This is a genomic window from Pseudomonas sp. L5B5 (genome assembly GCF_020520285.1).
Taxonomy (GTDB): domain Bacteria; phylum Pseudomonadota; class Gammaproteobacteria; order Pseudomonadales; family Pseudomonadaceae; genus Aquipseudomonas.
In genome coordinates, this window is the sequence record NZ_CP084742.1 from 6,373,597 (window position 1) to 6,395,374 (window position 21,778).

A 21,778-nucleotide genomic window follows, 5' to 3' on the forward strand; every position below is an offset into this window, starting at 1 on the left:
TGACCTGCACAGCACCCCGGGAGTTCAGTTCAGGGGTTGGCTCGCAGGCCTCGCAACAGCAGTTCCAGGCCCTGCAATGCCTGCTCCAGGCGGGCAGCGGGCGCCTTTGCCGCGGCGATCCACAGGGCGGTGTCCACCAGGCTGCCGTTGACCAGGCGGGCCAGGGCCTGGCTCGGCGCGGGACTGATGAGACCGGCTTCGGCCAACTGCTGCAGGCGGCGCCCCAGGGAGTCGATGCAGTGTTCCTGCGCCGGCAGGCGCTCGCCCAGCACGGCGCGGGCGTCCTGCAGGACGATGCGCTGGATTTCCGGCTCCTGGGCCATTTCCAGGTACGCCCGGCAGCGCCGGGTGAAGCCTTCCCAGGGATCGCTGGCCTGGTCGCAGACTTCATCCAGGCGGGCGTCCATCTCACTGTCGATCTGTTCTACCACCGCCGCCAGCAGCCCCTGTTTGTCACCGAAGTGGTGATACAGGGCGCCTCGGGTCAGGCCGGCCTCGGCCGTCAGGTCGTCCATGGAGGTTCGGGCGTAGCCCAGGCGGGCAAAGGCCTGACGGCCACTGGCAATCAGCTTGGCGCGAGTGATTTCGATCATCTCGGCGCGCGGGCGGCTGCTCATGAACACAATTCCCCAACATCTGGTGGATTGACATACGAGGCGTATATTTTCATGCTTTTTTAACATACGCGGCGTATGTGCTGCTACCTGCAAAGCCAACCTGGTGACCCCCAAGGAGTCGTTGTACATGGCAAATCCCTACCGCGAGTTGTTCAAGGCCCCCGGCAGCCGCGCGTTCGTGCTGGCCGGGATGATCGCGCGCATGCCGATCTCCATGACCGGCATCGGCCTGATCACCATGCTCGCGCAACTGCACGGCGGCTACGCCCTGGCCGGCTCGGTGGCGGCTACCTTCGCCCTGGCCACGGCCTTCTGTGCTCCCCAGGTCTCGCGCCTGGTGGACCGTTTCGGCCAGGGCCGGGTACTGCCCCTGGCGGCTGGCCTGGGCGGTGGTGCGCTACTGGCGCTGTTGCTGTGCACGCGTCTGCAAGCTCCGTACTGGACCCTGTTCCTCTGCGCGGCCCTGGCCGGTTGCATGCCCAGCATGTCGGCCATGGTCCGGGCTCGCTGGACCGAGCTGTACCGTGGCCAGCCGCAACTGCAGACTGCCTACGCCCTGGAATCGGTGCTGGACGAGGTGTGCTTCATTGTCGGTCCGCCGATCTCGGTCGGCCTCAGCGTCGGCCTGTTTCCCGAGGCCGGGCCGCTGGTGGCGCTGCTGATGCTGGCGCTGGGGGTGGCGCTGTTCGTGGTGCAGAAGTCCACCGAGCCGCCGGTGCACCCACATGACGAGCAGCATTCGGGTTCGATCATTCGCTCGGCGCAGATCCGCCTGCTGTTGCTGCTGATGACCGCCATGGGCGTGATCGTCGGCGTGGTGGACGTGGTCAGCGTGGCCTTCGCCCAGCAGCAGGGCCAGCCGGCGGCGGCGAGCATCGTGCTGTCGATGTACGCTGCGGGTTCGTGCCTGGCGGGCATTGCCTTCGGGGCGCTGAAACTGTCCACGCCGTTGCCCCGGCTGTTCATGTACAGCGGCATCGCCACTGCGTTGACCACCTTGCCGCTGTTGCTGGCCGGCAACATCCTCGGCCTGTCGCTGGCGGTGTTCGTCGCCGGGCTATTCTTCTCGCCAACCCTGATCGTTGCCATGGCCCTGGTGGAGCGCATCGTGCCGCCGGCCAAGCTGACCGAGGGCCTGACCTGGCTGGTGACCGGCCTGGGGGTGGGCGTCGCCCTGGGGGCCGCCGGTGCCGGCGGCCTGGTGGACCAGTTCGGCGCCCCCAGCGGCTTCTGGCTGGCCCTGGCCGGCGGCGCGGTGGTGCTGGTGGCGGCCCTGCAGAGCTATCGGCACCTGCGCTGAAGCGACGGGGACTAATTTGTCCGCGTCGCGCTGCGTTTTTTCTCTGGAGCCCCTGAAAAGGTAGCCGGCCACGGGAGCGAGCAATCCCCGGTCGGGCTGGCGCAGCAGTCTTTCAGGGGCTGCCGACCGATCATTTGTCGAGGGAAAACCGTGACTCAGTTGAACCTGCTGTGCCTGCCGTACTCCGGAGCCAGCGCCATGGTCTACAGCCGCTGGCGGCGCAAGTTGCCGCAATGGCTGCACCTGGCACCGGTGGAGTTGCCCGGGCGTGGCGCCCGTTATGTCGAGCCCCTGCACACCGACATGCGCGAACTGGCCAGGCAACTGGCCGGGGAAATCCAGGCCACCTTGCGCGCGCCCTATGCCTTGTTCGGCCATAGCCTGGGAGCGCTGCTGGCCTGCGAACTGGCCCATGCCCTGCGGGCCCTGGGCTGTCCGGAACCGGTGGCGCTGTTCGCCTCGGGAACCGCCGCGCCGACCCTGCGTACCGAGTACGACCGTGGGTTTGCCGAGCCCAAGACGGACGCGCAGTTGATCGAGCAACTGCGCACCCTCAACGGCACCAGCGAGGAAGTGCTGGCCAACCAGGAACTGATGAGCCTGACGTTGCCGATCCTGCGGGCCGACTTCCTGTTGTGCGGCCGTTTCCGCCCCGTGCAGCGTCCGCTGCTCAATTGCCCGGTGCACGTGCTGGGCGGCAAGGCCGACCGTGCCACCACCGAGCAGTTGATCGGCTGGAGCAAGGAAACCAACGGCAGTTTCTCCGTGGACATGCTGGCCGGCGGGCATTTCTTCATTCATGAGCATGAGACCAAGGTGCTGAGCTTGATCAAGGGCCACCTCGACGTGCACCGGCGCCGCCACCTGCCAGAAATGGCCCTCTCCCTGTAGCTGCTGTCGCGCGCGGGTTGGTTGAGGTTCCAGCCTTGCCGGCCGGGGATCAGCCCAGGGAGGTGCCCATGCGCCAGTAGCCCATCAGGGTCAGGTTGCGTCGCTCCTGGCCGCGCTCGTTGATCAGGTGGCGGCGAATGTTCATCACCGTGGCCGACTCGCCGGCCACCCAGGCATAGAAATGATTGTCCGCCGGAGTGGCGGTTTCCCAGGGGCGCTCGAGCTCCTCGCGTCCGGCCTTGACCGGCCGGCGCCCGGCGCTCGCCGGTGGCAGCTCGGCCAGCTCCCGGGCCGCGTGGATCAGCGGTTCGCCATGGTGGGCGGCGAGTACATCGCGGGGCAGCCAGCTCAGCCGGGTCAGTGGATGGCAGTGCAGGTCGACGCAGTCGCTTTCGCAGGGCACCTCGATGAACACCTGCACATCCGGATAGTCCGGGTACTCCTTTAGCTCCTCGAGAATTCCGGCAATCGCCGGCAGGGCGGTTTCATCGCCCATCAGCAGGACCTTGCGAATGCCTGCCGGCGGCTGCCACTCATAACCGCCAGGATCGCCGCTGAAAGCCTTGTTCGGCACCACCATCTGCAGCCGGTCACCGGGTTGCGCGCAGGTCGCCCAGCTCGACGCCGGCCCGTTGACCCCGTGCAGCACGAAGTCCACATCCAGCTCCGCCGGCTGCAGGCGCAGGGCGCGGATGGTGTAGGTGCGCATCGGTGGTTGCTGCTCGACCGGCAGCTTGCGCCGCGCGGCATGCCAGTCACCTTCGACCGGCACTTGCGGCAGGCTGCCATCGGCGGCGGGAAACAACAGCTTGATGCGCTGGTCCGGCGCCAGGGTGCGGGCCTGGGCGATGTCCTCGCCAGCGAACACCAGTCGCACCAGGGATGGACTGAGATCGATACGCTGCTTGAGCTCGACATTGATCACCCGGTAGCCCTTTGGTTTCGATCGGTGGATACCGGTCAGTTTGCGTAAGCCTTGGGCGAGGATGTCAGTCAGCGATTGGGCGGAGGACATGGGCTTTACCTGCTGCAGTAAATATTAAGGAAGGAACGAAGGGTTGCCGGCTGGATTTACCGGCGATGCCGTTCGTCGGACTGGTCTGGAGGGCTTGTGCATCGGTTGTTCGGGCGGGCCAGGGGGTTAATTTTTCCGGGTCTTCATCCGTTCCGTAGGGATGACCGAGCCAACGCTCGAAACCCAACAAGTAAGTACGGATGCCCCCGATGAATGCAGATGACTCCTTGAAGCTCGCCCGTAGATTCATTGAACTGCCGCTGGAAAAGCGCCGGCTGTTCTTGAAGGCTCTGGACAAGGAAGGCGTCGACTTCTCTCTGCTGCCGATTCCTGCGGGGGTCGCCGTGCCCGATCGCCAGGCCCTGTCCTACGCGCAGCAGCGCATGTGGTTTCTCTGGCAACTGGACCCGCAGAGCGCGGCCTACAACCTGCCCAATGCGGTCCGCCTGAACGGGCCCCTGGATCGGGCAGTGCTGGCACAGGCCTTCGACTGGCTGCTGGAGCGGCATGAGAGCCTGCGCACGGTCTTCGGCCTGGAGGACGATGAACCGCGGCAGGTGATCCTGGAGGCGCGGGTTGACATCGACTATCGGGATCTCTGCGACCTCGAGCCGGTGCAGCGTGAAGTCCGGGTGCAGCAGCAGGCCGACGCCGAGGCGCGCCGGCCTTTCGATCTGCAGCAGGGGCCGTTGTTGCGGGTCTGCGTGCTGGGCCTGAGCGAGCAGGAGCATGTGATGCTGCTGACCCTGCACCATATCGTCGCGGACGGCTGGTCGATGGGGGTCTTGATCGAGGAATTCCTGCATGCCTACGACAGCCTGCTCCAGGGTGAGGTGCCGAATGTCCCGGCGCTGCCGATCCAGTACCGCGACTATGCCCTGTGGCAGCGCAGCTGGCTGGAGGCGGGGGAGCAGGAGCGGCAACTGGACTACTGGCGGGCGAAGCTGGGTGACGAGCATCCGCCGCTGAAACTGCCCACCGACCATCCACGGCGTGCCCATTCCAGTCGCCAGGGCCGCCGCCTGGATTTTGCCCTGGAGCAACCCCTGGCCCAGCAACTGGGCGCCCTGGCGCGCCAGCAGGGGGTGACCCTGTTTGCCGTGCTGCTGGCCGGTTTCAAGCTGCTGCTGTCGCGCTACAGCGGCCAGCAGGACATCCGGGTCGGCGTGCCCATCGCCAACCGCACGCGCCAGGAGGCCGAGGGGCTGATCGGCTTCTTCGTCAACACTCAGGTCCTGCGCACCGAGCTGAGCCCGCAATTGACGGTGCAGCAACTGTTGGCCGACATCCGTGAGACCACCCTGGGCGCCCAGGCCCATCAGGACTTGCCCTTCGAGCGCCTGGTGGAGGCCTTGCACCTGGAGCGCAGCCTGAGCCACAGCCCGCTGTTCCAGGTGCTGTACAACCACCAGCCACAGGTCACCGAGCTGACCACCCTGCGCAGCCGCTCCGGCCTGGAGGTGCAGGCCTTGCCGCGCAACGAGCGCACGGTGCAGTTCGATTTGACCCTGGATACCTTCGAGCGTGGCGGCCAGTTGCAGGCCGCGTTCACCTACGACTGCCAGCTGTTCGAAGCGCAGACCATCGAGCGCATGGCCGGCCACTGGCAGAACCTGCTGTGGGCAATGGTGCGCGAGCCGCAGTCGGCGCTTGCTGAACTGCCGCTGCTCAGTGTCGAACAGCATCGGGACATCCTGGCCCAGGGAGTTGGCGCCTCGCAGGTGTTCAGTGCCGAGTCAGTCCTCGAACTCTTTGCCCGCCAGGTCGCCGCGCAGCCCGAGGCGCCGGCCCTGGTATTCGCCGGGCAGAGCCTGAGCTACTGCGAACTGGACCAGCGTGCCAGCCGTCTGGCTACGGCGCTGGTGGCGCGTGGTGTGGGGCCGGAAGTGTCGGTGGGCATCGCCGTGGAGCGCTCGCTGGAAATGGTGGTGGGCCTGTTGGCGGTGCTCAAGTCCGGTGGCGCCTATGTGCCGCTGGACCCGCAATACCCCGAACAGCGCTTGAGCTACTTGCTTGAAGACAGCGGTGTACGCCTGTTGCTGAGCGAGACGGCGGTGCAGCCGCGGCTGCCGCTGGAGCCCCGGGTCGAGGTGCTGTTGCTGGATCAGGTAGAGGCCTGGGCGCCGGCCAGTGACGCGCTGGCAGCATTGCCCGGGATCGCTGCCGGGAACCTGGCCTATGCGATCTATACCTCCGGCTCCACCGGTGCTGCCAAAGGCGTGACCATCACCCACGGGGCCCTGGCCAACTACGTGCAGGCGATCATCCAGCGCCTGCCGCTGGGAGCCGCACGGACCATGGCCGTGGTCTCGACCATCGCCGCGGATCTTGGCCACACCACGCTGTTCGGTGCCCTGTGTTCCGGCAGTTGCCTGCACGTGATCGGACTGGATACCGGGTTGGACGCTGACGCCTTCGGTGCCTATTTGCACACCCACCAGATTGATGTCTTGAAGATCGTCCCTTCGCATTTGCAGGCACTGATGAGCGGCGAAGAGCCGGCCCGTTCCCTGCCGCGCCAGTGCCTGGTGCTGGGCGGCGAGGCTTGCCCGGCAGCGCTGGTTCGCAGAATCGCGACCCTGGCGCCGGAGTGCGCGGTGTTCAACCACTACGGCCCCACGGAAACCACGGTCGGCGCCCTGACCATGACCACCGCTGCGCTGGCGGACAAGCTGGCGGTGGTGCCCCTGGGTCAGCCCCTGGCCAACGTCCGCGCCCGGGTCCTGGATGCATCCCTGCAACCGGTGGTGTCCGGCACCTCGGCCGAGCTGTACCTGGGTGGCGCCGGCCTGGCGCGGGGTTACCACCAGCGTGCGGCCTTGACCGCCGAGCGCTTCGTGCCGGATCCCTTCAGCGGCGATGGGCAGCGCCTGTACCGCACCGGTGACCTGGTGCGCTATCTGGACGACGGGGCGATCGACTACCTGGGTCGCATCGACCATCAGGTGAAGATCCGCGGCTACCGCATCGAACTGGGGGAAATCACTGCGGCCCTCAAGCAACTGCCCCAGGTCGAGGACGCTGTGGCGCAGGTGGTCAGTGTGGCGGGTGAGTCGCAAGTGGCGGCCTATGTGGTAATGGCCAAGGCTCAGGAACCGGAGGCGGCGTGGCAGGAGATTCGCCGGCAACTGGCGGTGGCGTTGCCCGACTACATGCTGCCGATGCATTTCCTGGCGTTGGACGGCATGCCCTTGACTCCCAACGGCAAGCTCGACCTGCGGGCCTTGCCGCCCTTACAGCAGCAGGCGCCGGTGGAGGCATTTGTGGCGCCGGTCAGCGAGTTGCAGCAGGGCATCGCGGCGATCTGGCAGGCGGTGCTCAAGGTCGAGCGGGTGGGCCTGGGCGACAACTTCTTCGCCCTGGGCGGCCATTCACTGCTGGCGACCCAGATCATGTCCCGGGTGCGTCGCCTGCTGGGGGCGGACGTGCCGCTGCGGGTGCTGTTCGAAACCTCGCGCCTGGACGAATTCGTCGAACAGGTACAGGCCTGCGCGGGCGCCGCGGCACTGCCGCAGATCGAGGTGCTGGAGCGTGATGAGCCCTTGCCGGCCTCCCATGCCCAGCAGCGGCAATGGCTGTTCTGGCAGATGCATCCGCAGAGCACTGCGTACCACACGCCGATCGTGGTCCGTTTGCAGGGCGAGTTGGACCAGGCTGTCTTGCAGCAGACCTTCGATGCCCTGGCCCAGCGCCATGAAGCATTCCGCACCACCTTCACCCAGCATCAGGAGCGCCTGTGCCAGGTGGTGCATGCACAGGGCGCGATCAGCGTGGCCTGGGAGCGGTTGACGCCGGGCTTGCCCCGCGAAGCCATCCAGGCCCGCGCCCTGGAGGAGACCCAGCAACTGTTCGACCTGGAGCGCGGGCCCCTGTGTCGGGCCCGGGTGCTGCAGATCGCCGAGCAGGATTGCCTGCTGGTGGTGACCTTGCACCACATCATTTCCGACGGCGCCTCCATGAGTGTGCTGGCCCGGGAATTCGTCGCGTTGTACCGCGGCTTGATCCAGGGGCAGGCGCCGCAGTTCGAGCCGTTGAGCGTGCAGTACGCCGACTACGCCAACTGGCACCGCAGCTGGCTGGAGCAGGGCGAGCAACAGCGCCAGCTGGATTACTGGCGCCAGCAGCTGGGGCTGGAACATCCGGTTCTGGAGCTGCCCCTGGATCATCCACGCCAGGCCCTGGTCAGCCATCGCCAGGAGCGCCTGGGCCTGCGTCTGCCAGCGGACCTGGAGCAAGGGCTGCGACGCGTGGCGCGGGAACATGACATGACCCTGTTCCAGCTGTTCCTGGGGTCGTTCGCGTTGCTGCTGCACCGTTACTCCAATCAGCCGGATATCCGCATCGGGGTGCCGGTGAGCAATCGCCGCCACCAGGAAATGGAAGGGGTGATGGGCTTCTTCGTCAATACCCTGGTGATGCGCGTCGAGTTGGCGCCGAGCCTGCCGGTGGGGCAGTTGCTGCGTCAGGTCAAGGCCACGGCCCTGGCCGCCCAGGCCCATCAGGACCTGCCGTTCGATCGTCTGGTGGATGCCCTCAAGCCCCAGCGTGCGCTGGACCAGAACCCGTTGTTCCAGGTGATGTACAACCACCTGAGCATTGCCGGGGAAAGCACCGACGGCACCAGCCTGCCGGGCCTGCAAGCCGAGGAAATGGTCCTGCAGGGCGGTACCGCGCAATTTGACCTGACCCTGGAAACCCTGGAGACCGACGCCGGGATCAACGCTTCGTTCATCTATGCCGGCGAATTGTTCGAGGTGGCCACCGTCGAACAGTTGGCCGACCACTGGCGCAACCTCCTGCAAGGCATGCTTGAACCGCAGCTGGCCCTGGGCGAGCTGCCGATGCTGGGACAGGACGAGCAGCGGCGCATTCGCCGGGAGTGGGACCACACCGATGTGGTCTACCCGACCCACCGTTTTGTCCACCAGCTGTTTGCCGATCAGGCGGCCAAGGCCCCGGACGCGCCGGCAGTGTTCTTCGCCGAGCAGCGCCTGAGCTATCGCGAGCTGGATACGCAAGCCAACCAACTGGCGCACCAGCTGATCGAACTGGGCGTTGGCCCGGAGGTGCGGGTGGCCATCGCCATGCCGCGCTGTGCGGAAATCATGGTGGCCTTCCTGGCCGTGCTCAAGGCCGGTGGGGTCTATGTGCCGCTGGACATCGAATACCCCCAGGACCGCCTGCGCTACATGATGCAGGACAGCGGCGCGTGGCTGCTGCTGACTCAGAGTCATCTGCTGGATCGCTTGCCGATCCCGGACGGTTTGCCGACCTTGTCGGTGGAACGGGCCGCAGATTTTGCCGGCTACCCGGCCAGCGCCCCCCAAGTGGGCTTGGCCGAGGAAAACCTCGCCTATGTGATCTACACCTCCGGTTCCACCGGCTTGCCCAAGGGCGTGGCGGTGTCCCATGGCCCGCTGGCCATGCACAGCCTGGCCACCGGCGAGCGCTATGAAATGAGCCCGGCGGACTGCGAGCTGCACTTCATGTCCTTCGCCTTCGACGGCTCCCACGAAGGCTGGATGCACCCACTGATCTACGGCGCCAGCGTGCTGATCCGCGACGATAGCTTGTGGTCGCCGGAATTTACCTATGAGCAGATGCACCGCTATGGCGTCACCGTGGGGGTGTTCCCGCCGGTATACCTGCAGCAACTGGCGGTACACGCCGAGCGCGACGGCAACCCGCCTGCGGTGCGGGTCTACTGCTTCGGCGGCGATGCCGTGCCGCAGGCCAGCTATGACCTGGCCTGGCGGGTGCTGCGTCCCAAGTACATCTTCAACGGCTACGGCCCGACCGAGACGGTGGTTACGCCGTTGATCTGGAAGGCCAAGGCGGGGGACCCGTGCGATGCGGCCTATGCGCCTATCGGCAACATCGTCGGCAACCGTAGCGCCTATGTGGCCGATGCCAACCTCAATCTGTTGCCGGTGGGCGTGGCGGGCGAGCTGTACCTGGGTGGCCTGGGCGTAGCCCGGGGTTACCTGGATCGTCCGGGGCTGACGGCGGAACGCTTTATTCCTGACCCCTACAGCACCACCGGCGCCCGGTTGTACCGCAGCGGCGACCTGACCCGCTACCGCACCGACGGGCTGGTGGAATACGTGGGCCGTGTCGACCATCAGGTCAAGGTGCGGGGCTTCCGTATCGAGCTGGGCGAGATCGAAGCGCGCCTGCTGGAACAGGACCCGGTGCTGGAAGTGGCGGTGATCGCCCAGCCAGGGCCGAGCGGCCAGCAACTAGTGGGCTACATCGTGCCGGTGGACGCTGAAGTGGTATTGAGCAACGAGCGCCAGGCGCAGTTGCGCGAAAGCATCAAGGCGCGCCTGCGGGACAGCCTGCCGGACTACATGGTGCCGACCTACCTGCTGTTCCTCGAAGCGCTGCCACTGACGCCGAACGGCAAGCTGGACCGCAAGTCGCTGCCGAAGGTCGATGCGCAGCTGATGCAGCAGACCTACGTGGCGCCGCAGAACGACCTGGAGCAACGGATTGCCGAGATCTGGGCCGATGTGCTGAAGCTTGAGCAGGTGGGCGTCACCGACAACTTCTTCGAGCTGGGCGGCGACTCGATCATCTCGATCCAGGTGGTCAGTCGTGCGCGTCAGGCCGGTATCCGCTTCACCCCCAAGGACCTGTTCCAGCACCAGACGGTGCAGGGGCTGGCCACGGTGGCGGAGCAGGGCGAGGGCGGTTTGCAGATCGACCAGGGCCCGGTGCGCGGGCAGATGCCGCTGCTGCCGATCCAGCAATGGTTCTTCGACACCCCGGTGCCGGAACGTCATCACTGGAACCAGTCGGTGCTGCTCAAGCCGTTGAAAATCCTGAGTGCCGAGGCGCTGCAGCAGGGCTTGCAAGCCTTGCTCGAACACCACGACGGCTTGCGCCTGAAGTTCGTGGAAGAAGGCGCAGCCTGGGTCGCGACTTATGCTCCGCTGGGGCCGGTGACTGCGGCACCGTTGGCGGCGATGCAGGCCGATGCGCTGCTGTGGCTGGCGGACGACGTCACTGAAGATTCGTTGCAAGCCCTGTGCGATACCGCACAACGCAGCCTCGATCTGCAACAGGGGCCTCTGCTGCGTGCCGTGCTCTTCACGTTGCGTGATGGCACCCAGCGCCTGCTGCTGGCCATTCATCACCTGGTGGTGGACGGGGTGTCCTGGCGGGTGCTGCTGGAGGATCTGCATCAGGCCCTGGTACTGCAGGCTGCCGGGCAAGCCATCAAGCTGCCGGCCAAGACCAGCTCTTCCCAGGCCTGGGCCGGGCAGTTGCAAGCCTATGCCCGCAGCGCGGCGCTGCAGCAGGAGCTGGGTTACTGGCAGGCGCAACTGCGGGATGTCGAATCCGCTCTGCCTTGCGACCGGACTACCGATCAGGTGCTGATCCAGGACGCCCTGAGCGTCAGCACCGAGCTGGACCCCAGCTATACCCAGCGCCTGTTGCAGGATGCGCCGGCAGCCTATCGCACCCAGATCAACGATCTGCTGCTCACCGCCCTGGCCCGGGTCATCACCCGCTGGACCGGCGACAGCAGCGCCCTGGTGCAACTGGAAGGCCACGGCCGCGAAGAGCTGTTCGACAGCATCGACCTGAGCCGCACCGTGGGCTGGTTCACCAGCGTGTTCCTGGTGAAGCTGACGCCGCAGCCGGCCCTGGCCGACTCGATCAAGCTCATCAAGGAACAGCTGCGTGCCGTGCCCAACAAGGGTATCGGCTTCGGGGCCCTGCGCTACCTGGGGGATGCCGATGCGCAGGAGGCTCTGGCGGCCTTGGCCGTACCGCGCATTACCTTCAACTACCTGGGCCAGTTCGATGGCAGCTTCGATGAGCCGGATGCCTGGTTTGCCCCCAGCGCCGAAGCCAAGGGTGCCGATCAAGGCGCCCAGGCTCCGCTGGGCAACTGGCTGAGCATCAATGGCCAGGTCTATGGCGGCCAATTGAAGCTGGGCTGGACCTTCAGCCAGGCGATGTTCGATACCGCCACCATCCAGCACCTGGCAGACGAGTATGCCAAGGAACTCAAGGCGCTGATCGAGCATTGCAGCCAGCCCGAGCACCGTGGCGCGACCCCGTCGGACTTCCCGCTGGCGGGCCTGAGCCAGCAGCAACTGGACCAGTTGCCACTGGCCCTGGCCGAGGTCGAGGACCTCTATCCGCTGTCGCCGATGCAACAGGGCATGCTGTTCCACACCCTCTACGAGCAGGGCGCGGGCGACTACATCAACCAACTGCGAGTGGATGTGGACGGGCTTGATCCCGAGCGCTTCCGCCAGGCCTGGCAGGCGGCCATCGACAGCCATGACATCCTGCGCAGTGGTTTCCTCTGGCAGGGCGAACTGCCGGCGCCGATTCAGGTGGTGCACAAGCGTATCCGCTTGGACTTTGTCGAGCATGACTGGCGGGCGAACGAGGCCGTGCCGAGCGCCCTGGATGGTTTGGCCGAGGAGGAGCGCCTGCGTGGTTTCGACCTACTGGCCGCGCCACTGCTGCGCCTGACCCTGGTGCGCACTGGCGAACAGCGCTACCACCTGATCTACACCAACCACCACATCCTGATGGACGGCTGGAGCAACTCACGGCTGCTAGGGGAAGTACTGCAGCGCTATGCGGGGCAGTTTGCCAGCCAGGCACCCGGGCGCTACCGCGACTACATCGCCTGGCTGCAACGCCAGGATGCCCAGCTCAGCGAGACCTTCTGGAAACAGCAGCTGGCGACTTTGGATGAGCCAACCCGTCTGGCCCAGGCCATCAGCCGCGGTGGCCAGGCCCTGGCCGGGAAGGGCTACGCCGCCCATCAACAGCACCTGGACCTGCAACAGACGCAACGCTTGAGCGAGTTCGCCCGGCAGCAGAAGGTCACGGTCAACACCCTGGTGCAGGCTGCCTGGCTGCTGTTGCTGCAGCGTTATACCGGGCAGGACAGCGTGGTGTTCGGCGCCACGGTCTCCGGCCGTCCGGCGGAGCTCAAGGGCGTGGAGCAACAGATCGGCCTGTTCATCAACACGCTGCCGGTCGTAGCTGCGCCGCGTCCGGACATGCCGGTCAGTGACTGGCTGCAGCTGGTGCAGGAACGCAACCTGGCCCTGCGCGACTTCGAACACACGCCGCTGTACGACGTGCAACGCTGGGCCGGCCTGGGGGGCGAGGCGCTGTTCGACAACATCCTGGTGTTCGAGAACTACCCGGTGTCCGAGGCCCTGGCCCAAGGCGCCCCGGCGCAGTTGAGCTTCGGCATGGCGGCCAACCATGAGCAGACCAACTATCCGCTGACCCTGTCGGTGTACCTGGGGCAGACCTTGGCGTTCGACTACAGCTATGCCCTGGAGCATTTCGCCGAGGCGAACATCCGGCAAGTGGCGGGCTACCTGGAGCAGGTGCTCATGGCGCTGGTGGAGCAGGCGCAGTCGAGCATCGGCGAGTTGGCGTTGACTGGCGCTACCGAGCGCCGCTTGATCGAGGAGCAACGCAGCCGTACTTCGGTGCGAGACCTGTCGCCGCTCTGCGTCCAGCAGTTGATCGAGGCCCAGGCCGCGCGCACTCCGGATGCCGTGGCGCTGCTGTGCGCCGGTGAGCAACTGAGCTATGGCCAGTTCAACCAGCGGGCCAACCAGTTGGCCCATGCGTTGATCGAGCAGGGCGTGGGCCCGGATGTGCGGGTGGGCATTGCCGTGGAGCGCGGGCTGGACATGATTGTCGGCCTGCTGGCGGTGCTCAAGGCCGGTGGCGCCTACGTGCCGCTGGACCCCGAGTACCCCCAGGACCGCCTGCACTACATGATGCAGGACAGCGGCATCCAGCTGCTGCTGACCCAGTCGCCGCTGCTGGAGCGCCTGCGCGACGGAGTGGCTGTGCCCCACCTGTGCCTGGATCAGCAGGGCCTGGACGGCTATGCCCGGAGCAACCCGCAACCACGGGCGCACGGCGCCAACCTGGCGTACGTGATGTACACCTCCGGTTCCACCGGCCGGCCCAAGGGTGTGGATATCAGCCACAGTGCCTTGAGCCAGCACGCCCAGGTTTCCCGAGATTACTTCAACATGAGCGTGGCCGATCGTGGCTTGCAGTTCTCCACCTTCAACTTCGATGCCTTTGTCGAACAGCTGTATCCGGCGCTGATCTGTGGCGCCTCGGTGGTGATTCGCGGCAAGGAGCTATGGGACAGCGAGACTTTCTACCGCGAGCTGATCGAGCAGGGCATCAGCTTCGTCGACTTGAGCACCGCCTACTGGTTCATGTTGGGCAAGGATTTTGCTGCCGGCGAACCCCGTGACTTCGGTCGTCTGCGCCAGCTCAACCTGGGGGGCGAGGCGATGGCGGCGGAAGGCGTGGCCGCGTGGAAGAAGGCCGGGCTGAAGGATGCCTGCCTGCTCAACACCTATGGACCCACCGAGGCCACGGTGAGCGTTACCACCCATGATTGCAGCCGCTACCTGCAGGACGGTGAAACCCTGCCAAGCCAGATACCGCTGGGCAAGGGCTTGCCGGGCCGTGCCATCTACCTGCTGGACAACAGCGGCAACCTGACCCTCAGCGGCGCCACGGGTGAGCTGATGATTGGCGGCGAGCTGCTGGCCCGGGGTTACCACGACCGGCCTGCGCTGACCGCCGAACGTTTCATTCCCGACCCGTTCAGTACCGATGGCGGGCGCCTGTACCGCTCCGGCGACCTGGCCCGTTATGACGCCGAAGGTGTGGTCGAGTACGCCGGGCGCATCGACCACCAGGTGAAGATCCGCGGTTTCCGTATCGAAATGGGCGAGATCGAGGCGCGGCTGCTGGAGCTGACGCAAGTACGCGAGGCGATTGTCCTGGCCCAGGAGGCGGCCGGTGGTCCACAGCTGGTGGCGTACATCGTTGCGGCTGCGGGCGTGGCGGTGGAAAGTCAGGAAGAACAGGCGCAGTTGCGCGAACAATTGAAAACGGCCCTCAAGGAGGTGCTGCCGGACTACATGCTGCCGGCCCATCTGCTGTTCCTCGACGCGCTGCCGTTGAGCCCCAACGGCAAGCTGGACCGCAAGGCGTTGCCCAAGGCTGACGCCAGCCTGTTGCAGCAGGCCTACATCGCCCCACAGAGCGAACTGGAACAGCAAGTCGCGGCGATCTGGGCCGAAGTGCTGGAGGTCGAGCAAGTGGGCATGAACGATAACTTCTTTGAACTAGGTGGGCATTCCTTGTTGGTAACCGCGATGGTCTCTCGAGTCCAGCTCAAGCTTGGGCGCCAGGTCAGTGTGCAGATGGCGTTTGAATTTCCCACCCTGGGGCTGTTCGTCAGCCAGTTGCAACAGACACCCGGACAGGTGCAAGGCGCCGACCTGAGTGCGCTGGAACTGTTGCTCGACGAAATGGAGGCTGTGTAATGGACAACACCACCGCGCTGAAAATTGTCAAAGGCTTCATCCTGCTGCCCCTGGAGAAGCGCAAGGTCTACCTGCAGAAGATGCTCGAACAGGGCATCTCCCCGGCCAACCTGCCGATTCCCGAGGTGCGCCTGAGCCAGGAGCGCCTGCCGCTGTCCTATGCCCAGCAACGCCAGTGGTTCCTCTGGCAACTGGCGCCCGAGAGCACCGCCTATCACATTCCCAAGGCCCTGCGTCTGCGCGGGAAGCTGAACGTCGAGGCCTTGCAGCGCAGCTTCGACAGCCTGATCGCCCGCCATGAAAGCCTGCGCACGCATTTTGTCGAGGAGGCCGACACGGCGCTGCAGGTGGTCGCCCCCGAGGCGCACCTGGAACTGCTGCGCCAGGTACTGCCGGCCCAGGCGAGCGAACAGCAGATCCAGGCGGCCGTGCAGGACTTCGTCCAGGCCCAGACCCGGCAACTGTTCGATTTGCTGGCCGGGCCGCTGCTCAGGGTTGGTCTGTTGCAGGTGGCTGAGGATGACCATGTGCTGGTCCTGACCCAGCACCACATCGTCTCCGATGGCTGGTCGATGCAGGTCATGGTGGATGAACTGATCGCGCTCTACATCGGTTTCTGCCAAGGGCAGACGGCGTCATTGCCGGCGCTGCCGATCCAGTATTCCGACTACGCCCTCTGGCAGCGCCACTGGATGGAAGCCGGTGAAAAGGACCGGCAACTGGCCTACTGGACGGCGCAACTGGGCGGCGAGCAACCCTTGCTCGAGCTGCCTCTGGATCGCCCGCGCCCTGCGGTGCAGAGCCATAGGGGCGGGCGCCTGGAGCTGGCCCTGGAGCAGCCGTTGAGTGAAGCCCTGGGCAGCCTGGCCCAGCGGGAAGGGGTGACCCTGTTCATGCTGTTGCTGGCCTCCTTCCAGGCATTGTTGCACCGCTACAGCGGCCAGGCCGATATCCGCGTCGGTGTACCCATTGCCAACCGTAACCGAGTCGAGACCGAGCGCCTGATCGGCTTCTTCGTCAATACCCAGGTGCTCAAGGCCGAGATCGACGGGCAGATGTCCTTCAGCCAGTTGCTGCAGCAGGTACGCCAGACCGCCCTGGCGGCGCAGGCGCACCAGGACCTGCCGTTCGAGCAGTTGGTAGAGGCCTTGCAACCGGAGCGCAGCCTGAGCCACAACCCGCTGTTCCAGGTGATGTTTAACCACCAGGTGGAAGCGGCAGGCACAGGCAAACCCCTGAACCTGCCGGGCCTGAGCATCGAGACCTTGGACTCCCAAGGGCAGTCGGCGCAGTTCGACCTGACCCTGGACACCGTGGAAACCCAGGGCCGGATCGCCGCGTCCCTGGTCTATGCCAGCGATGTGTTCGACGCCGCCACCATCGAGCGCCTGGCTGCCCATTGGCGGCAGTTGCTGCAAGGTGTGGCCAGCCAGCCCCAACAGCGCATCGGCCTGTTGCCATTGCTTGAGGTCGACGAGCAGGCGCAGATCCTTGGCCAGTGGAACCGGCTGCAGCAGGCATTCCCTTCCCGGGCCTGCGTCCATCAGCTCATCGAGGCCCAGGCGGCCACAGCGCCCCAGGCCATTGCCCTGACCTTCGGCGGGCAGAGCCTGGACTACCAGCAGCTCAACGAACGGGCCAATCGCCTGGCGCACAAGCTCATCGAGCAGGGCGTGGGGCCCAATGTGCTGGTGGGGCTGGCGGTGGAGCGGAGCCTGGAGATGGTCATCGGCCTGCTGGCGATCCTCAAGGCCGGCGGCGCCTATGTGCCGCTGGACCCGGCCTATCCCCAGGATCGCCTGCAGCACATGATGCAGGACAGCGCCATTGTGCTGCTGTTGACCCAGGGGCATCTGCTGCCGGGCTTGCCGGCGTTTGCTGGCAGCACCTGGTTGCTGGAGCAGCCGCTGGACGGCTACCGGGCCGACAACCCCGAGGTCGGGGTAACGCCCGAGGACCTGGCCTATGTGATCTACACCTCCGGTTCCACCGGCAAGCCCAAGGGTACCTTGCAGCCGCACCACAACGTCCTGCGCCTGTTCGCGGCCACCCAGCAGTGGTTCCAGTTCGGGCCCGAGGATGTCTGGAGCCTGTTCCACTCCTATGCGTTCGACTTCTCGGTGTGGGAGATCTTCGGTGCCCTGCTGTATGGCGGGCGGCTGCTGATTGTGCCCCAGGAGGTGGCGCGCTCGGCCCAGGACTTCTACCCGCTGCTGTGCAGCGAGGGCGTGACGGTACTCAACCAGACGCCGTCGGCGTTCCGCCAGTTGATGCACGTGGCCTGCAGCGCCGAGCCTGCGCATCGGCTGCGCTACATCGTGTTCGGTGGCGAGGCCCTGGAGGTCAATACCCTGCAACACTGGTTCCAGCGTTTCGGCGATCAGCGCCCGCGGCTGGTGAACATGTACGGCATCACCGAAACCACGGTGCACGTGACCTATCGTCCCTTGTCCGTGGCGGATCTGAGCCTGGCGGGGGCCAGTCCGATTGGCGAGCTGATTCCCGACATGTCCTGGTACTTGCTGGACGCTAACCTGCAACCGGTGCCCAAGGGCTGCATTGGTGAGTTGTATGTCGGGCGTGCCGGGCTGGCCTGGGGCTACCTGAACCGCGGCGACTTGAGCGCGACGCGGTTTGTCCCGGACCCGTTTGGCGAGGCCGGTGGGCGTCTCTACCGCACCGGCGATCTGGCGCGCTACCAGGCTGACGGTTCGATCGGCTACATCGGCCGAATCGACCATCAGGTGAAGATTCGCGGTTTCCGCATCGAACTGGGGGAGATCGAGGCGCGGCTGCTGGAATTGCCGGCAGTGCGCGAGGCGGTAGTGCTGGCCCAGGAGGGCCCCGACGGTCCGCAGCTGGTGGCCTATGTGGTGCCCGCCGGCCTGGACTGGGACAGCCAGGACCTGGTTGCCGGGCAACTGGCACTGCGCGACGACATCAAGATCGGGCTGCGCGAGCACCTGCCGGGCTACATGGTTCCGGCCCATGTGCTGTTCCTCCAGGCGCTGCCCCTGACCGCCAATGGCAAGCTCAATCGCACGGCCTTGCCGGCCATCGATGGCAGCCTGTTGCAGCAGGCTCATGTGGCCCCGCGCAGCGAGCGCGAACGACAAGTGGCCGGGATCTGGGCCCAGGTGCTGAAACTGGAACAGGTTGGCTTGACCGATAACTTCTTCGAGCTCGGCGGCCATTCACTGCTGGCCACCCAGGTGATGTCGCGCATCCGCCAGGAGCTGGGCATCGATGCCCCCCTCAAGCTGTTGTTCGAAGGTGAATCGCTGGAGGATTTCGTCCGCCTGCTGGGGCCGGAAACCACCCAGCAACTCCAGTCGATTCCCCGGGTGGACCGGCAACAGCCGCTGGCGGTGTCTTACGCCCAGGAGCGCCAGTGGTTCCTCTGGCAACTGGATGCCGACAGCAGCGCCTATCACATTCCCATGGCCCTGCGCCTGCGTGGCGTGCTGGATAGCCAGGCCCTGCAAAGCAGTTTCGATGCCTTGATCGCCCGCCATGAAAGCTTGCGTACGCACTTTGTCGAGACCGCCCAGGGCCTGACCCAGGTGATCGCGACCCAGGCCCGTTTGCCCATCAGCCAGCAGGACTTGTCCCTGCTGGTGGAAGCCGGCACCGCCGATGATCTGATCAAGCAGGTGATCGAGACCCAGGTACGTCAGGTGTTCGACCTGCGCCAGGGGCCGTTGCTGCGGGCCACCCTGGTACGCCTGGCAGCGGACGAACATGTACTGGTACTGGTCCAGCACCACATCGTTTCCGATGGCTGGTCGATGCAGTTGATGGTGGAGGAACTGATCCAGCTCTATGGCGCCCATAGCCAGGGGCAACAGGCCGAGTTGCCGGCGCTGGCGGTGCAGTACGCGGACTACGCGGCCTGGCAACGGCAATGGATGGAAGCCGGTGAGCGCGAGCGGCAACTCGATTACTGGTTGCAGCAACTGGAAGGCGGCGCCCAGGTGCTGGACCTGCCCCTGGATCATCCGCGGCCGTTGCAGCAAAGCCACAAGGGTGCGCGCCATGGCATCAGCCTGGAGGGCGCCTTGCCGGGTGCCCTGAAACAGCTGGCCCAGCGCGAAGGGGTCACGCTGTTCATGCTGTTGCTGGCCTCGTTCCAGGTACTGCTGCATCGCTACAGCGGCCAGGCCGATATCCGCGTCGGTGTACCCATTGCCAACCGCAACCGGGTCGAGACCGAGCGTCTGATCGGCTTCTTCGTCAATACCCAGGTGCTCAAGGCAGAGGTCGACGGGCAACTGAGCTTCAGCGACTTCCTGCACCAGGTCAAAGGGTGCGCCCTGGATGCCCAGGAGCATCAGGACCTGCCCTTCGAACAGCTGGTGGAAGCCCTCAAGCCCGAGCGCAGCCTGAGCTACAGCCCGCTGTTCCAGGTGATGTTCAACCACCAGGCCGCCGCCCGCCAAGGCGCTGCAGTCCTGGAAGTTCCAGGGTTGCAGGTGCAGATGCTCAGTGGCGAGGACAGCACGACCCAGTTCGATCTGAGCCTGGACACCTTCGAGTCCGAGGATGGCCTGTGGGCCTCCCTGACCTATGCCACCGACCTGTTCGAGGCCTCCACCATCGAGCGTCTGGCCCAGTCCTGGGTGCAGTTGTTGCAGGGGATTAGCCAGCAGCCGCACCAGCGCCTGGGGGACTTGCCGCTGTTGGCGGACGCCGAGCAGAACAAGCTGCTGCATGAATGGGCAGCGGTGTCTGTCGCGTTTCCGAGCGAGCACTGTGTGCACCAGTTGGTGGAGATTCAGACGCGGAAAACTCCCGATGCCGAGGCCTTGTTATTCGCCGGACAGCGCCTGAGCTACCGGGAACTCAATGCCCGGGCCAACCGCCTGGCGCACAAGCTGATCGAGCTGGGCGTGGGGCCTGAAGTACGGGTGGGCGTGGCCTTGCAACGGACCCCGGAAATGGTCGTGGCCCTGTTGGCCGTGCTCAAGGCCGGTGGCGCCTATGTGCCGCTGGACCCGGATTATCCCCAGGACCGTCTAGCCCACATGCTGCGCGATAGTCAGGCGCAGATCCTGCTGACCGAAAGCGCCTTGCTGTCACTGCTGCCCTCCGTGGAGTCCCTACAGGCCCTGCAACTGGATGCCCAGCCGGGCTGGCTGGAGGGGTACTCGACAGATGACCCGGCGCCACGCGCGACCCCGGACAATCTGGCCTATGTGATCTACACCTCCGGTTCCACCGGCCTGCCCAAGGGCGTGGCGATTGCCCATCGCAACGTGCTGGCACTGATCGACTGGTCGAACCGGGTGTACAGCACTGAAGACTTGCAAGGGGTGCTGGCCTCTACCTCGATCTGCTTCGACCTGTCGGTGTGGGAGCTGTTTGTCACCCTGTCCAGCGGCGGTTCCATCGTCCTGGCGCGCAATGCCCTGGAACTGCCGGAACTGGTGGACCGCGACCGGGTGCGCCTGATCAATACCGTGCCCTCGGCGATTGCCGCGCTGCAGCGCAGCGGGCAGATTCCGCCCAGCGTGCGGATCATCAACCTGGCGGGTGAGCCGCTGAAACAGGCCCTGGTGGATAGCCTTTACCAGCAGCCCGGGCTGGTGCATGTCTACGATCTGTACGGCCCTTCGGAAGACACCACCTACTCGACCTACACCCGGCGCGAGGCGGGCGGCCAGGCCAATATCGGCCGGGCCATCAGCAACACCCAGAGCTACATCCTCAGCCCGGACCTGCAACCGGTGCCGGTGGGCAGTGCCGGCGAGCTGTACCTGGCCGGTGCCGGGGTCACCCGTGGCTACCTGGCACGCCCGGCGCTGACCGCCGAGAAATTCGTGCCCAACCCGTTCTCCAGCGATGGGGGCCGGGTCTACCGCACCGGCGACCTGACCCGTTACCGCGCCGATGGGGTGATCGAGTACATCGGCCGTATCGACCATCAGGTGAAGATCCGCGGCTTCCGTATCGAACTGGGGGAAATCGAAGCGCGGCTGGTGCAGCAGGCGGCGGTGCGTGAGGCCTTTGTCCTGGCCCATGACGGCGAGAACGGCCAGCAACTGGTGGCCTACATTGTGCCGAGCGACGCGGCAATGGCCGTCGCCGGGGATGCCCAGGCCACCCTGCGCGAGAACATCAAGAGTGCACTCAAGGAACACGTGCCGGACTACATGGTGCCGGCGTACCTGCTGTTCCTCGAAGCGCTGCCCCTGACCCCGAATGGCAAACTCGATCGCAAGGCCCTGCCCAAGGTCGACGCCCAGCAGATGCAGCAAGTCTACGTGGCACCGCAGAGCGAGCTGGAGCAGCAGATCGCAGCGATCTGGGCCGATGTGCTGAAGCTGAATCGGGTGGGCCTGAGCGACAACTTCTTCGAACTGGGTGGCCATTCCCTGCTGGTGGCCCAGGTCGTGACCCGGGTCAAGCAGCAGCTTGGCGTGGATATTCCCATCAAGTCGCTGTTCGGCGCGGAGAGCCTCGCGGCCTTTGTCGAGAAGGTTCAGGCCCTGCGGCAGACAACTTCTTCGCTGCAGGATGAATTGGCTAAATCTTTGGAGGCCCTCAAACGTTTATCTCCCGATGATCTTGAAAAAATAATTTCTTAGGCGAGGTAGTA

The 21,778-nt window shown here is 65.6% G+C and carries 6 protein-coding genes; 4 read left to right on the plus strand and 2 right to left on the minus strand.

All coding sequences use genetic code 11. The features are described 5' to 3' along the window. Positions 1-29: 29 nt before the first annotated feature. Entirely contained in the window at positions 30-617 is a 588-nt protein-coding gene (locus LGQ10_RS29395; protein ID WP_058433785.1) for a TetR/AcrR family transcriptional regulator, read from the minus strand. 127 nt (positions 618-744) lie between these two features. Between LGQ10_RS29395 and LGQ10_RS29400 the strand changes: the two genes are divergently transcribed. Beyond that, positions 745-1,917, plus strand: coding sequence for an MFS transporter (locus tag LGQ10_RS29400; RefSeq protein WP_226523987.1), 1,173 nt, complete (start codon positions 745-747; stop codon positions 1,915-1,917). 150 nt (positions 1,918-2,067) lie between these two features. After that, positions 2,068-2,808: a thioesterase II family protein gene (locus tag LGQ10_RS29405; protein WP_226523988.1), complete on the plus strand. Its 741-nt coding sequence runs from the start codon at positions 2,068-2,070 to the stop codon at positions 2,806-2,808. A gap of 49 nt (positions 2,809-2,857) precedes the next feature. Here LGQ10_RS29405 and LGQ10_RS29410 read toward each other — a convergent pair whose 3' ends face one another. Then, positions 2,858-3,823 carry a siderophore-interacting protein gene (locus tag LGQ10_RS29410; protein ID WP_226523989.1) on the minus strand — a complete coding sequence of 322 codons (966 nt, stop codon included), beginning with the start codon at positions 3,821-3,823 and terminating at the stop codon, positions 2,858-2,860. 209 nt (positions 3,824-4,032) lie between these two features. Between LGQ10_RS29410 and LGQ10_RS29415 the strand changes: the two genes are divergently transcribed. Further along, a complete protein-coding gene (locus tag LGQ10_RS29415; RefSeq protein WP_226523990.1) occupies positions 4,033-15,180 on the plus strand; it encodes a non-ribosomal peptide synthetase in 11,148 nt (3,715 codons plus the stop codon). Further along, a complete protein-coding gene (locus LGQ10_RS29420) occupies positions 15,180-21,767 on the plus strand; it encodes a non-ribosomal peptide synthetase (RefSeq protein WP_226523991.1) in 6,588 nt (2,195 codons plus the stop codon). Before LGQ10_RS29415 ends, LGQ10_RS29420 begins: the two co-directional genes overlap by 1 nt. The last annotated feature ends 11 nt before the right edge of the window (positions 21,768-21,778 follow it).

What these genes read in the sequence shown, in the direction of transcription:
- LGQ10_RS29395 (WP_058433785.1), bottom strand. Translation starts at nt 617, where the DNA reads ATGAGCAGCCGCCCGCGCGCCGAGATGATCGAAATCACTCGCGCCAAG.
- LGQ10_RS29400 (WP_226523987.1), top strand. Translation starts at nt 745, where the DNA reads ATGGCAAATCCCTACCGCGAGTTGTTCAAGGCCCCCGGCAGCCGCGCG.
- LGQ10_RS29410 (WP_226523989.1), bottom strand. Translation starts at nt 3,823, where the DNA reads ATGTCCTCCGCCCAATCGCTGACTGACATCCTCGCCCAAGGCTTACGC.
- LGQ10_RS29415 (WP_226523990.1), top strand. Translation starts at nt 4,033, where the DNA reads ATGAATGCAGATGACTCCTTGAAGCTCGCCCGTAGATTCATTGAACTG.
- LGQ10_RS29420 (WP_226523991.1), top strand. Translation starts at nt 15,180, where the DNA reads ATGGACAACACCACCGCGCTGAAAATTGTCAAAGGCTTCATCCTGCTG.